This window comes from Paenibacillus sp. FSL R7-0297, assembly GCF_038009025.1.
Taxonomy (GTDB): Bacteria; Bacillota; Bacilli; order Paenibacillales; family Paenibacillaceae; genus Paenibacillus_AQ.
The window spans coordinates 1,004,579-1,018,447 of the sequence record NZ_JBBPAQ010000001.1 but is presented as its reverse complement, the minus strand read 5'-3'; the positions used below and the strand labels follow the sequence as shown (position 1 = coordinate 1,018,447).

Annotated in this window: 10 protein-coding genes and 2 rRNA genes; all 12 read left to right on the top strand. The window is 52.4% G+C overall.

Annotated elements, in window-relative coordinates; translation table 11 throughout:
* The first annotated feature begins 58 nt into the window (after positions 1-58).
* The 12 genes from MKZ24_RS04330 to MKZ24_RS04275 all read left to right on the top strand — a co-directional run bounded on the left by MKZ24_RS04330 (position 59) and on the right by MKZ24_RS04275 (position 13,820).
* Positions 59-1,681, top strand: a complete 1,623-nt coding sequence (locus tag MKZ24_RS04330; protein ID WP_340781434.1) for an anthranilate synthase component I family protein — start codon at positions 59-61, stop codon at positions 1,679-1,681.
* Positions 1,681-2,262, top strand: coding sequence for an aminodeoxychorismate/anthranilate synthase component II (pabA, locus tag MKZ24_RS04325; protein ID WP_042231456.1), 582 nt, complete (start codon positions 1,681-1,683; stop codon positions 2,260-2,262). Before MKZ24_RS04330 ends, pabA begins: the two co-directional genes overlap by 1 nt.
* Complete coding sequence (locus MKZ24_RS04320) at positions 2,259-3,140, top strand: aminotransferase class IV (protein ID WP_340781433.1); 882 nt, start codon at positions 2,259-2,261, stop codon at positions 3,138-3,140. Before pabA ends, MKZ24_RS04320 begins: the two co-directional genes overlap by 4 nt.
* Positions 3,137-3,994, top strand: a complete 858-nt coding sequence (gene folP / locus MKZ24_RS04315) for a dihydropteroate synthase (RefSeq protein ID WP_340781432.1) — start codon at positions 3,137-3,139, stop codon at positions 3,992-3,994. Before MKZ24_RS04320 ends, folP begins: the two co-directional genes overlap by 4 nt.
* A 30-nt stretch (positions 3,995-4,024) precedes the next feature.
* Positions 4,025-4,387: a dihydroneopterin aldolase gene (gene folB, locus MKZ24_RS04310; protein ID WP_042231463.1), complete on the top strand. Its 363-nt coding sequence runs from the start codon at positions 4,025-4,027 to the stop codon at positions 4,385-4,387.
* 9 nt (positions 4,388-4,396) lie between these two features.
* Complete coding sequence (gene folK, locus MKZ24_RS04305; protein ID WP_042231465.1) at positions 4,397-4,948, top strand: 2-amino-4-hydroxy-6-hydroxymethyldihydropteridine diphosphokinase; 552 nt, start codon at positions 4,397-4,399, stop codon at positions 4,946-4,948.
* Positions 4,915-5,109: a helix-turn-helix domain-containing protein gene (locus MKZ24_RS04300; RefSeq protein ID WP_331281922.1), complete on the top strand. Its 195-nt coding sequence runs from the start codon at positions 4,915-4,917 to the stop codon at positions 5,107-5,109. Before folK ends, MKZ24_RS04300 begins: the two co-directional genes overlap by 34 nt.
* A gap of 39 nt (positions 5,110-5,148) precedes the next feature.
* Positions 5,149-6,165 carry a tRNA dihydrouridine synthase DusB gene (gene dusB, locus MKZ24_RS04295; protein ID WP_042231467.1) on the top strand — a complete coding sequence of 339 codons (1,017 nt, stop codon included), beginning with the start codon at positions 5,149-5,151 and terminating at the stop codon, positions 6,163-6,165.
* Between the two features lie 224 nt (positions 6,166-6,389).
* The gene (gene greA, locus MKZ24_RS04290; protein ID WP_039309541.1) at positions 6,390-6,869 is read left to right on the top strand and encodes a transcription elongation factor GreA; all 480 of its coding nucleotides are present in this window, start codon (positions 6,390-6,392) and stop codon (positions 6,867-6,869) included.
* 195 nt (positions 6,870-7,064) lie between these two features.
* The gene (gene lysS, locus MKZ24_RS04285; protein WP_039309542.1) at positions 7,065-8,579 is read left to right on the top strand and encodes a lysine--tRNA ligase; all 1,515 of its coding nucleotides are present in this window, start codon (positions 7,065-7,067) and stop codon (positions 8,577-8,579) included.
* A gap of 368 nt (positions 8,580-8,947) precedes the next feature.
* Positions 8,948-10,505: ribosomal RNA gene (locus MKZ24_RS04280) — 16S ribosomal RNA — on the top strand.
* Positions 10,506-10,891: 386 nt separating this feature from the next.
* Positions 10,892-13,820, top strand: a 23S ribosomal RNA gene (locus MKZ24_RS04275).
* The 16S and 23S rRNA genes sit together here, the layout of an rRNA operon.
* Positions 13,821-13,869: the final 49 nt, after the last annotated feature.

Sequence of the window (13,869 nt, the reverse complement as noted above, 5' to 3'; positions counted from 1 at the left end):
TTTGTTGCGAAGTAATTCTAGAGAAGCAAAGGCTTCACAAAACTTTAGGGGGATAAAAGTGGAGATCTTAACGGCTTGGCAGGAGTGGGAAGAATGGGCGGACGAAGCCTGGACCGTTCTTCCGCTGGTCCTTCAGTCACGGCAGGAGAAAGCGGGACTGCCGGGCAGCTGGCAGAGAGCCTGGGAGATGGCTTCACCATATTCCGTGGTCCTGGAGAGCGGTAAGGGCGGACGTTATACGTATTTGGGCTTGCGTCCGGTTTCAGTCATAAAGGGCATTGGAGATACCGCGGAGCTCTATAGTCTGTCTGATGCGGCTGTGGGACAGGCCCAAGCTGAACCTGAAGCTACGGAGCTGCTTCATGGACAGCCGCTGAAAGTGCTGCAGGAGTGGATGAAGGATTATGTCTCACCCCGCGTACCGGTTGGCGGGCAGCCGCCCTTCACCGGAGGTTGTGTCGGATTTCTCGGCTATGACGTAGTCCGCTCTCTGGAGAAGCTGCCGTCCTGTGCCAAGAGGGATCCCGATTTCCCGGATTATCTGTTCATGAGGCTGGAAGAGCTGTGGATCTATGACCATCAAGAGGATATTGTGTATTGCGCAGTCCATGTACCTGTTCCGGCTGCGATATCCGCTAACAGGGCTGAGCTGCACTCCATCTATCTTGATGCTGTGAGCCGTGCGGAGCGAATGCTGGAGGAGTGGCAGCGTATCATGGCACCTGCTTCTTCTGAAGCAGCTGCTGCCTCCCAGTATGCTGACATTTCCGGCCTGATTGATACTGAAGCTAGTATCACCGGAGAATGGCCGGGCATGAGCTCGGATTTCTCGCCGGAGCAATTCCAGCAGGCCGTGCTGGATGTTCAGGAATACATCCGTGCCGGCGATGTCTTCCAGGTGAACCTATCGCTGCGCCAGCAGGCGCAGCTGCAGTCCTCGCCGGAGGATGTCTACGAGTGGCTGCGCAGACTCAACCCGTCCCCGTACATGGGGCTGCTCCGCACGCCCGGCTTCGCCCTCTCCAGCGCTTCGCCGGAGCTGCTCGTGAAGCTGCACGGGGACAAGGTCAGCGCCCGCCCCATAGCCGGTACCCGGCGCCGGGGCCACACTCCCGCGGAGGATGCCGCCATGGAGGCGGAGCTGCGCGGGAGCGAGAAGGAGATCGCCGAGCATGTTATGCTTGTCGATCTCGAGCGCAACGACATCGGCCGTGTCGCTGCGTATGGGACGGTCAGCGTGCCGGAGCTGCTGACCGTGGAGCGATACTCGCATGTGATGCATCTCGTCTCGCAGGTGGAGGGCATCGCCGCACCCGGCAAGGATGCTTACGATGTCATTGCCGCCTTATTCCCCGGCGGCACGATTACCGGAGCGCCCAAGGTGCGCACCATGGAAATCATTGAAGAGCTGGAGCCGGTCCGCCGGGGTCCATATACTGGATCCATGGGCTGGATTGACTATAACGGCAATATGGAATTAAATATAATTATACGTACACTGGCCGTGAAGGACGGAATCGGCTACATTCAGACAGGAGCGGGTATTGTGATCGATTCGGATCCTTACCGGGAGTACCGGGAATGCCACAACAAAGCCAAAGCGGTAGTGAAAGCGATTCTCTGCAGTGAACGCGAGCAGGAATTGCGGACTACCTCCGGCACAGAAGGAGGAAGCTTTTAATGATCTTGGTCATCGATAATTATGATTCCTTTACGTATAACCTGGTGCAATATCTGGGGGAGCTGGGGGAGGACGTTAAGGTATCACGTAACGATGAGATCAGTATTCAGGAGATTGAAGCCCTGGCACCGGATCATATTTTGATCTCTCCGGGACCCTGTACACCCAATGAGGCAGGCATCAGTCTGGAGCTGCTGCAGCATTTCAAAGGAGTCATCCCGATCTTTGGTGTATGCCTCGGCCATCAGGCCATCGGACAAGCCTTCGGCGGTAATGTGATCCGGGCAGAACGCCTGATGCACGGCAAAACCTCGCCGATTCACCATAAGGGCACCTCTGTCTTCGAAGGACTGGAGTCCCCGTTTACAGCAACACGATATCATTCCTTGATTGTAGAACGTGAGAGTCTGCCGGATTGCCTGGAGATTACTGCAGAAACGGCCGAAGGCGAGATTATGGCCCTGCGCCATAAGGAATACCCAATCGAAGGCGTGCAGTTCCATCCCGAGTCGATCATTACCGATCATGGACATACGATGCTGCGCAATTTCCTGAAACGGAGAGCCGGAGAACCGGCATGAAATATATAGGACTTAACAATAAAGCAGTCGACGCCAAAGACGCCGTGGTCTCCGCCCTGGATCACGGCTTTTTGTACGGAATGGGTCTGTTTGAGACCTTCCGCACCTACGGGGGGGAGCCCTTTCTGCTGCAGAGGCATCTTGACCGGATGGCAGAGGGCTGCCGGCAGCTGGGTATTCCCTTTGCGCCGGATGTGCAGCAGCTGCTGGACTGGATTCGGCTTATAATGGACAAGAATGAGCTTAGCGAGGCTTATGTCCGCTATACAGTTACAGCCGGTGAAGATATCCTCGGGCTGCCGGCAGGAGATTACAAGCAGCCTAATCAGCTGCTGTATATCAAAGCGCTGCCGGAACTGCCGGACAGCCTGTATAGCGAAGGCAAAGAACTGCAACTGCTGCATCACCGGCGGAATACCCCGGAAGGCCCTGTACGGCTGAAGTCGCTGCATTATATGAACAACATTCTGGCCAAGCGTGAGCTGGCCGGATACCCGTCTTCGTCTAGAGGAGCAGAGGGGTTGATGCTGACGGCAGCGGGCGACATATCCGAGGGAATCGTGAGCAACATCTTTTTCGCCGCAGATAACCGGCTCTATACCCCCGATATAGCTACAGGCATTCTCCCCGGAATTACCCGGGAAATGGTGCTGGAGCTGGCAGCATCCGCAGGGCTCCATCCAGAACAAGGCTTTTACCGCTGGGAGCAGCTTGAGGCTGCTGACGAAATTTTCCTAACCAATTCGGTGCAGGAGATTGTACCGGTAACGGCTCTCTGGAACGGGGACCGGCGGATAAAGATAGGCAGCGGGCGCTGCGGAGAACGGACAAATGCAATCCTGAAGCTTTACAGAGAAAGGGCGGGGGGGCTGGAATGAAGCCGGTAATATATAAACGGACCTACCGATGCGGAAGCGGCAGGCTGATTTTAGGCGAACGGACCCTGATCATGGGTATCCTCAATGTGACGCCGGACTCTTTTTCCGATGGGGGATTATGGACAGACCCGGATAGAGCGGTAGAGCATGCACTGCGAATGGCAGCCGATGGTGCCGATATTATTGATATAGGCGGAGAGTCAACGCGTCCCGGTCATCAGCCGGTAGGAGTTGAGGATGAGTTGGAACGCGTACTGCCCGTTATCGAGAGCATCCACCGTGCCGCGCCTCATCTGCCGCTATCTATAGACACCTACAAAGCGGAAGTAGCGCGCCGTGCGATTCAGGCAGGTGCCCATATCATTAACGATGTCTGGGGAGCCAAAGCAGATCCGCAGATGGCGGCAGTTGCCGCACAGGCGGGTTGTCCGATTATCCTGATGCATAACCGCCATGACCGCAATTATCAGGAATTGATCAGCGATATGACGGAGGATTTAACCGCGAGTATTAACCTTGCCCTGACAGCCGGAGTAGAGCCGCAGAATATCATTCTCGATCCCGGAATCGGCTTTGCCAAGGATTATACGGAGAATCTACAGGCAATGATGGGCCTGGATGTACTGGGGGAGCTTGGGTATCCGCTGCTGCTGGCCACTTCGCGCAAAAAATTCATCCGTACCGCACTCGATTTGCCGGCGGATGATGTTGTGGAAGGGACCGCTGCTACGGTCGCTTTCGGAATTGCCCAGGGCTGCCAGATCGTGCGGGTGCATGATGTCTCTTTAATCAAACGTACGGTAGATATGTGCGATGCCATGTTGTATGCCGCAGCACCTGTGGTGCGTGAATAGACTATTTTCAAGAGAAGGCAGGTACCCTAGATGGATAAAATGAAGCTGCACCGCATGGAATACTATGGATATCACGGTGTGTTTGAAGAGGAGCGCAAGCTGGGCCAGCGTTATTATGTGGATTTGGAGCTCGAGCTTGATTTGCAGGGAGCGGGTCTCTCTGATGATCTGGAGCTAACCGTGAATTATGCCGAAGTACATTTCTTGGTCAAAAAAATTGTCGAAACAAAGTCCTTCAAGCTGATTGAGGCTTTGGCAGAATATATTGCATCCGCAGTACTGGACACTTATACTGTTATCAATGCAGTAACCGTCAAGGTGACGAAACCGCATCCGCCATTCGATATTCATTTTCAGGGAGTGACCGTAGAACTGCGCCGGACGAGAAAGTGAGACAGAGTCATGAATATACATTCTACCTCTGAGGCATCAGAGGCTTATATTGCTTTAGGGGCTAATTTGGGCGACCGCGAAGGAACGCTGAGAGAAGCTTTGAACCAGCTGGACCGGCATGAAGAGATTGAAGTTCTACGCACCTCATCGGTATACGAGACCGAGCCGGTGGGTTATCTGGATCAGCCCCAGTTTCTTAATATGGCTGCGGCTCTGCGTACTACGCTTGCTCCGGAGGCTCTGCTTCATGTGATGCTGGAGACAGAAACCCGGTTAGGCCGTGTACGTGATATCCGCTATGGGCCGAGAACGGTGGATTTGGATTTACTTTGGGTAGAGGGGTTGAGCCTGGATACACCGGACTTAACGCTGCCGCATCCCCGGATGCTGGAGCGTGCGTTTGTGCTCTTACCGCTTAGTGATATCGTTTCGCAGAATGAAGAGTCTTCCGGATTCCGCGGCTTAATTACAACAGCGCTTCAAGACATAGACGGAAAGGAAGGAATTCGCTTGTGGACAACAAACGTATGGGACGGCGGGTTAGGGCGTTCCGAAAGCTGAAGGGCTACACTCAGCAGGAGTTGGCGGATTCTGTCGGAATATCCTTGGCCGTGCTTGGTGCGGTCGAGCGGGGTAATAGACGTTTGGAAGATCAAATTTTAAATAAAATTGCGGATTTCCTGGGAGTTACGGTCGATGAATTAGCCAACCCGGCTACGTGAGCTCCTCAAGCTGATCCACAATATAAGGAAGTGATTCGTATGTTGAAGATTGGCGATATTGAGATGAAGAACCAGGTGGTATTGGCCCCTATGGCCGGCGTGTGTAATCCTGCGTTTCGTCTGATTGCCAAGGAATTCGGGACGGGTCTAGTCTGTGCCGAAATGGTGAGCGGCAAAGCTATTGTGCATGGCAATGCGCGTACCCGTGAGATGCTGTTTGTGGATGAGCGCGAGAAACCGCTGAGTCTGCAGATTTTTGGGGGAGACCGCGAGTCGCTGGTTGATGCAGCCAGAATCGTGGATCAAGAAACGAACGCTGATATCATTGACATTAATATGGGCTGTCCGGTGCCGAAGGTGACGAAATGTGATGCCGGAGCGCGCTGGCTGCTGAATCCGGACAAGATTTATGAAATGGTATCTGCCGTAGTGGATGCCGTGGATAAACCTGTGACGGTGAAGATGCGCATCGGCTGGGACAGCGAGCATATCTTTGTCGAAGAGAATGCACGTGCAGTGGAGCGTGCCGGAGGCAAGGCAGTCAGTGTTCATGGCCGCACCCGCGAGCAGCTCTATACAGGGCATGCCGACTGGAAGTATATCCGGATGGCCAAAGAAGCTGTGTCCATTCCGGTCATCGGCAATGGTGATGTGAATACGCCTGAAGATGCGCGGGCGATGCTGGATCAGACCGGCTGCGACGGCGTAATGATCGGGCGGGGGGCGCTGGGCAACCCGTGGATGCTGTACCGGACCATTCAGTACTTGAGTACCGGAGAGCTGATACCTGAACCGGACGCTGAAGAGAAAATCAAGGTGGCCATTCTTCACATGGACCGTCTGATCGCCCTTAAGGGTGAGGCGGTGGCGGTCCGCGAAATGCGCAAGCATCTGGCTTGGTATTTGAAGGGCCTTAAGTCAGCCGCACGGGTGAAGGACATTATTATGGAAGAAACGAAACGTGACGAGATGGTGCGGATTTTGAGTGATTTTGTCGTTCAGCTTAAGGACGAAGAAGTGCAAGAAGGCGCAGATATCGCTCTTTCGGCCGTTTAATTCCCTGATTTGCCGCGTTGTCAGACCCGTCCCTGCCTGCATTATTGAATATCGCTAAACATTATATGGGGCGTCATTGACATTTTGTAGCGGTTCCAATATAATTTCACAGTATAAAATCGCCGTTACAGCAGGAGCAATGGAGAAGGAGGGTTCTGTTCCCTCCGGATTCGCATATAGTATGGTGTTTTCAATAAATGTATACGACAGGAGAATCGGTTGAGATGAGCGATAAAGAAGTCATCCTTACACCGGACGGACTTAAGCGTCTGGAAGAAGAACTGGAGACCCTCAAATCCGTAAAACGCCGCGAGGTAGCGGAACGTATTAAAGTGGCCATCGGCTACGGAGATATCAGTGAAAACTCGGAATATGAAGACGCGAAGAATGAGCAGGCCTTTATCGAAGGACGTGTTCTGACTTTGGAGAAGATGCTACGCAACGCGCGTATCATTAATAGTGATGAGATTGTGACAGATGTAGTAAGCATCGGGGTTACAGTGAACGTTGAGGATATGGAGTACGGAGACGTTATGGAATATACAATCGTCGGAACCGCCGAATCCGATCCGCTGAATAATAAAATCTCCAATGAGAGCCCGGTTGGCAGAGCCATCATCGGTAAGAAGATTGGTACCATTGTGGATGTAAGTGTCCCTGCAGGCGTCATTCAATATAAAATTCTTGATATCAAAATGAAGTAAGATGGATCCGAAAGCTTCCTTAGGGGAGCTTTTTTCAAAAGTTAAGAATTTATAGGCTTCGCGCAACGTATAACAACCGAAAAATATGGGTGAACACATACAGCTTATATTTTGTACTGGAACGGACTGTCCCCTTGGTATGAGGGCGGAGCCGTTTCTTCTTTTGTATACCGTGAGTAAGAGAGGATGAAGAACATGACGGAAGAAATCAACAACGTGGAAACTACAGAGAGTGAACTAAGTGAGTTGCTGCAGATCCGCCGGGGTAAGCTGGACGAGCTCCGCGCGCTGGGAATCGACCCGTTTGGCAAGAAATATGAGCGTACAGCAGCGGCTGGCGATCTTCTGGCCAAGTATGACGGACTAACCCATGAGGAACTGGACGAGCTGGCACTTGAGGTTAGTGTAGCAGGACGTATTATGGCTAAGCGGGTAATGGGCAAAGCGAGCTTCTCGCACATCCAGGATCTCAGCGGTAAAATTCAGATTTATGTCCGCCAGGACAGCATTTCTGAATCCCAGTACGCAGCTTTCACCATTCTGGACCTGGGCGATATTATCGGAATCCGCGGTACCCTGTTCAAGACCAAGACCGGTGAAACCTCTATTAAAGTGCATAACCTTGAGGTGCTGTCTAAATCCCTGCTTCCGCTTCCAGAGAAATATCATGGACTGAAGGATGTAGAACTCCGCTACCGTCAGCGTTACGTTGACCTGATTATTAATCCGGAAGTACAGCAGACATTTATTGCGCGTTCACGGATTATCCAGTCGATGCGCCGTTATCTGGACTCATTGGGCTATCTCGAAGTAGAGACTCCAACACTGCATACGATTGCCGGGGGAGCCGCCGCCCGTCCGTTTATTACACACCACAACACGCTGGACATGCAGCTGTATATGCGTATCGCAATCGAGCTTCACCTGAAACGTCTGATCGTAGGCGGTTTGGAAAAAGTATATGAAATCGGCCGCGTATACCGTAACGAAGGGATCTCTACACGCCACAATCCGGAATTCACGATGATTGAGCTGTACGAAGCATATGCCGACTACAAGGATATCATGCAGCTGACAGAGAATATGATCGCTCATATCGCTCAGGAGGTTCTTGGCAACCAGGTGATTAACTACCAGGGGCAAGAAGTAGATTTGTCTCCAGGCTGGCGCCGTGTGACTATGGTGGACGCTGTCAAAGAAGTAACAGGCGTAGACTTCGGGGTCCACATGACGAATGAAGAGGCACAGGCTCTGGCTAAGGAGCATCGTGTACCGGTTGAGAAGCATATGACCTTCGGACATATTCTTAACGCATTCTTCGAGCAGTTTGTAGAGGAAACATTGATTCAGCCGACGTTCGTAATGGGACACCCAGTAGAAATATCACCGCTGGCCAAAAAGAATGATCAGGATCCACGCTTTACTGACCGCTTCGAGCTGTTTATTGTAGCCCGTGAGCATGCGAATGCGTTCAGTGAGCTGAACGACCCGATTGACCAGCGTCAGCGCTTCGAGGCACAGATTCACGAGAAAGAGCAGGGGAATGACGAAGCGCATGAGATGGATGATGATTTCATCCGTGCACTGGAATATGGCATGCCGCCTACAGGCGGACTGGGAATCGGCGTAGACCGTCTCATCATGCTGCTTACGAATGCCGCGTCTATCCGCGATGTACTACTGTTCCCTCATATGCGCAACAAAGACTGAATAATTATCTGATTCTTAACCATAATATCCAAGGGAGCTGCACAAGCAGTTTCCTTGGAACAATGGTTGAAGGGTTAATTGAAATAAATGCTTGCAAAAAGAATCTATACATGATATATTCTATTTCCGGCCGCGAAACATCAACGCCGAGCTCGAAAAGAAGTTAAAAAAAAGAGCTTGCATTGATCGGTTGGATGTGATATATTATAAGAGTTGCTGGTGACGCGGTAGTCGTCGCTGACAACGAGCTTGATCTTTGAAAACTGAACAACGAGTGAGTACCTGGAGATCGCTTCGGCGAGATCCAAAATAGAGAATGAAAATTCTCGTCAGATGTTTCAAAATGAGCAATCGCTCTTTCTAAAACCAATTTGGAGAGTTTGATCCTGGCTCAGGACGAACGCTGGCGGCATGCCTAATACATGCAAGTCGAGCGGAGTTCATTTGAAAGCTTGCTTTCAAATGAATTTAGCGGCGGACGGGTGAGTAACACGTAGGCAACCTGCCCTCAAGACTGGGATAACTACCGGAAACGGTAGCTAATACCGGATAATTTCTTTCCTCTCCTGAAGAGAGAATGAAAGGCGGAGCAATCTGCCACTTGGGGATGGGCCTGCGGCGCATTAGCTAGTTGGTGGGGTAACGGCTCACCAAGGCGACGATGCGTAGCCGACCTGAGAGGGTGAACGGCCACACTGGGACTGAGACACGGCCCAGACTCCTACGGGAGGCAGCAGTAGGGAATCTTCCGCAATGGGCGAAAGCCTGACGGAGCAATGCCGCGTGAGTGATGAAGGTTTTCGGATCGTAAAGCTCTGTTGCCAGGGAAGAACGTCCGGTAGAGTAACTGCTACCGGAGTGACGGTACCTGAGAAGAAAGCCCCGGCTAACTACGTGCCAGCAGCCGCGGTAATACGTAGGGGGCAAGCGTTGTCCGGAATTATTGGGCGTAAAGCGCGCGCAGGCGGTCATTTAAGTCTGGTGTTTAAACCTTGGGCTCAACCTGGGGTCGCACTGGAAACTGGGTGACTTGAGTACAGAAGAGGAAAGTGGAATTCCACGTGTAGCGGTGAAATGCGTAGATATGTGGAGGAACACCAGTGGCGAAGGCGACTTTCTGGGCTGTAACTGACGCTGAGGCGCGAAAGCGTGGGGAGCAAACAGGATTAGATACCCTGGTAGTCCACGCCGTAAACGATGAGTGCTAGGTGTTAGGGGTTTCGATACCCTTGGTGCCGAAGTTAACACAGTAAGCACTCCGCCTGGGGAGTACGGTCGCAAGACTGAAACTCAAAGGAATTGACGGGGACCCGCACAAGCAGTGGAGTATGTGGTTTAATTCGAAGCAACGCGAAGAACCTTACCAGGTCTTGACATCCCGATGAAAGCATTAGAGATAGTGCCCCTCTTCGGAGCATCGGAGACAGGTGGTGCATGGTTGTCGTCAGCTCGTGTCGTGAGATGTTGGGTTAAGTCCCGCAACGAGCGCAACCCTTGACTTTAGTTGCCAGCAGGTAAGGCTGGGCACTCTAGAGTGACTGCCGGTGACAAACCGGAGGAAGGTGGGGATGACGTCAAATCATCATGCCCCTTATGACCTGGGCTACACACGTACTACAATGGCCGGTACAACGGGAAGCGAAACCGCGAGGTGGAGCCAATCCCAGCAAAGCCGGTCTCAGTTCGGATTGCAGGCTGCAACTCGCCTGCATGAAGTCGGAATTGCTAGTAATCGCGGATCAGCATGCCGCGGTGAATACGTTCCCGGGTCTTGTACACACCGCCCGTCACACCACGAGAGTTTACAACACCCGAAGTCGGTGGGGTAACCCGCAAGGGAGCCAGCCGCCGAAGGTGGGGTAGATGATTGGGGTGAAGTCGTAACAAGGTAGCCGTATCGGAAGGTGCGGCTGGATCACCTCCTTTCTATGGAGAATCGTTTCCTGCAACGGAAACATTCAAATCGGAAGCTAAAGCTTCCACAACGAACCTTAGGGTTCAAACACTCACTCGTTGGTCAGTTTTGAGAGTTTAAGCTCTCATCTTTAAACTGTCTGAATTTTCGAACATCACAGTCGTGATTGTCCCGAAATTTCAGCACCTTGATCCTTGAAAACTGGATACCGAAACGAATTTGCGTTTTAGAACATCTTTTAGCTGAAACTTGTGTAAGCAAGTTGAAATAGTTATTAGTGCAGAACGAAGGTTTTCGATTGTGCAGCGACCTTTGGCTTTGAATGTGTTGGTGAATGGAGCAATCCATGAGCAGTATTCAAAACAAGATGAGCAAGCAAGCGAAACACCGGAGTGACGGTTAAGCTAATAAGAGCACACGGAGGATGCCTAGGCGCCAGGAGCCGACGAAGGACGTGGCGAACAACGAAACTGCCTCGGGGAGCTGTAAGCAAGCTTTGATCCGGGGGTGTCCGAATGGGGAAACCCAGCTGTGGTAATTCGCAGTTACTCGTATCTGAATACATAGGATACGCAGAGGCAGACCAGGGGAACTGAAACATCTAAGTACCCTGAGGAAGAGAAAACAATAGTGATTCCGTCAGTAGCGGCGAGCGAACGCGGAACAGCCTAAACCAAGGGGCTTGCCCCTTGGGGTTGTGGGACGTCTCACATGGAGTTACAAAGGAATATGGTAGGTGAAGAGGTCTGGAAAGGCCCGCGATAGAGGTAAAAGCCCTGTAGCCTAAACTGTGTTCTCTCCGAGACGGATCCCGAGTAGTGCGGGGCACGTGAAACCCCGTATGAATCCAGCAGGACCATCTGCTAAGGCTAAATACTACCTGGCGACCGATAGTGAAACAGTACCGTGAGGGAAAGGTGAAAAGCACCCCGGAAGGGGAGTGAAATAGAACCTGAAACCGTGTGCTTACAAAAAGTCAGAGCCCTATTACTGGGTGATGGCGTGCCTTTTGTAGAATGAACCGGCGAGTTACGTTTAACATGCAAGGTTAAGTCGAGAAGACGGAGCCGCAGCGAAAGCGAGTCTGAATAGGGCGAATGAGTATGTGGACGTAGACCCGAAACCGTGTGATCTACCCCTGTCCAGGGTGAAGGTGCGGTAACACGCACTGGAGGCCCGAACCCACGCATGTTGAAAAATGCGGGGATGAGGTGGGGGTAGCGGAGAAATTCCAATCGAACTCGGAGATAGCTGGTTCTCCCCGAAATAGCTTTAGGGCTAGCCTCGGTGAATGGAGTGGTGGAGGTAGAGCACTGATTGGGTGCGGGGCCCGCAAGGGTTACCAAGCTCAGTCAAACTCCGAATGCCATTAACTTCTTGCCGGGAGTCAGACAGTGAGTGCTAAGATCCATTGTCAAAAGGGAAACAGCCCAGACCATCAGCTAAGGTCCCCAAGTGTGTGTTAAGTGGGAAAGGATGTGGAGTTGCACAGACAACCAGGATGTTGGCTTAGAAGCAGCCACCATTGAAAGAGTGCGTAATAGCTCACTGGTCGAGTGACTCTGCGCCGAAAATGTAACGGGGCTAAACACACCACCGAAGCTATGGCTAGATACTTTGTATCTGGGGTAGGGGAGCGTTGTATGTGGGTTGAAGGTGTACCGTAAGGAGCGCTGGACAGCATACAAGTGAGAATGCCGGTATGAGTAACGAAAAGATCAGTGAGAATCTGATCCGCCGAAAGCCCAAGGTTTCCTGAGGAAGGCTCGTCCGCTCAGGGTAAGTCGGGACCTAAGGCGAGGCCGAAAGGCGTAGTCGAAGGACAACAGTTTGAAATTACTGTACCACCGTAATCCGCTATGAGCGATGGGGTGACGCAGGAGGGTAGTGACGCGGACTGATGGATATGTCCGTCTAAGCAGTGAGGCTGATGTGTAGGCAAATCCGCACATCAATAAGGCTGGGCTGTGATGGGGAGCGAAAATTGTAGTAGCGAAGGTCATGATCTCACACTGCCAAGAAAAGCCTCTAGCCAGGAGAAGGTGCCCGTACCGCAAACCGACACAGGTAGGCGAGAAGAGAATTCTAAGGCGCGCGGAAGAACTCTCGTTAAGGAACTCGGCAAAATGACCTCGTAACTTCGGGAGAAGAGGTGCCTCGGTAGGGTGAATAGCCCGAGGGGGCCGCAGTGAAAAGGCCCAAGCGACTGTTTAGCAAAAACACAGGTCTGTGCGAAGCCGCAAGGCGAAGTATACGGGCTGACGCCTGCCCGGTGCTGGAAGGTTAAGGGGAGTGGTTAGGGGCAACCCGAAGCTGTGAACCGAAGCCCCAGTAAACGGCGGCCGTAACTATAACGGTCCTAAGGTAGCGAAATTCCTTGTCAGGTAAATTCTGACCCGCACGAATGGCGTAACGACTTGGGCGCTGTCTCAACGAGAGATCCGGTGAAATTTTAATACCTGTGAAGATGCAGGTTACCCGCGACAAGACGGAAAGACCCCATGGAGCTTTACTGCAGCTTGATATTGAATTTGGGTACGATCTGTACAGGATAGGTGGGAGCCGTAGAGGCAGGAGCGCAAGCTTCTGCGGAGGCGCCGTTGGGATACCACCCTGATCGTATCTAGGTTCTAACCTAGTACCCTAAGCGGGTACGGGGACCGTGTCAGGCGGGCAGTTTGACTGGGGCGGTCGCCTCCTAAAGAGTAACGGAGGCGTTCAAAGGTTCCCTCAGAATGGTTGGAAATCATTCGCAGAGTGCAAAGGCATAAGGGAGCTTGACTGCGAGACCTACAAGTCGAGCAGGGACGAAAGTCGGACTTAGTGATCCGGTGGTACCGCATGGAAGGGCCATCGCTCAACGGATAAAAGCTACCCTGGGGATAACAGGCTTATCTCCCCCAAGAGTCCACATCGACGGGGAGGTTTGGCACCTCGATGTCGGCTCATCGCATCCTGGGGCTGAAGTAGGTCCCAAGGGTTGGGCTGTTCGCCCATTAAAGCGGTACGCGAGCTGGGTTCAGAACGTCGTGAGACAGTTCGGTCCCTATCTGTCGTGGGCGCAGGAAATTTGAGAGGAGCTGTCCTTAGTACGAGAGGACCGGGATGGACGTACCGCTGGTGCATCAGTTGTTCCGCCAGGAGCATGGCTGAGTAGCTACGTACGGACGGGATAAGCGCTGAAAGCATCTAAGCGTGAAGCCCCCCTCAAGATGAGATTTCCCAACTAGTAAGACCCCTTGAAGACGACGAGGTAGATAGGTTGGAGGTGGAAGTGCAGCAATGCACGGAGCTGACCAATACTAATCGGTCGAGGGCTTATCCAAATTTCTTAGAGCGCAGATTCGTTTCGGATTCAGTTTTCAGGCGATCAAG

Bases quoted from the DNA above. Each gene is read 5' to 3' on its own strand.
- pabA (WP_042231456.1), top strand. From the start codon at position 1,681: ATGATCTTGGTCATCGATAATTATGATTCCTTTACGTATAACCTGGTG.
- MKZ24_RS04320 (WP_340781433.1), top strand. From the start codon at position 2,259: ATGAAATATATAGGACTTAACAATAAAGCAGTCGACGCCAAAGACGCC.
- folP (WP_340781432.1), top strand. From the start codon at position 3,137: ATGAAGCCGGTAATATATAAACGGACCTACCGATGCGGAAGCGGCAGG.
- folB (WP_042231463.1), top strand. From the start codon at position 4,025: ATGGATAAAATGAAGCTGCACCGCATGGAATACTATGGATATCACGGT.
- folK (WP_042231465.1), top strand. From the start codon at position 4,397: ATGAATATACATTCTACCTCTGAGGCATCAGAGGCTTATATTGCTTTA.
- MKZ24_RS04300 (WP_331281922.1), top strand. From the start codon at position 4,915: ATGGGACGGCGGGTTAGGGCGTTCCGAAAGCTGAAGGGCTACACTCAG.
- dusB (WP_042231467.1), top strand. From the start codon at position 5,149: ATGTTGAAGATTGGCGATATTGAGATGAAGAACCAGGTGGTATTGGCC.
- greA (WP_039309541.1), top strand. From the start codon at position 6,390: ATGAGCGATAAAGAAGTCATCCTTACACCGGACGGACTTAAGCGTCTG.
- lysS (WP_039309542.1), top strand. From the start codon at position 7,065: ATGACGGAAGAAATCAACAACGTGGAAACTACAGAGAGTGAACTAAGT.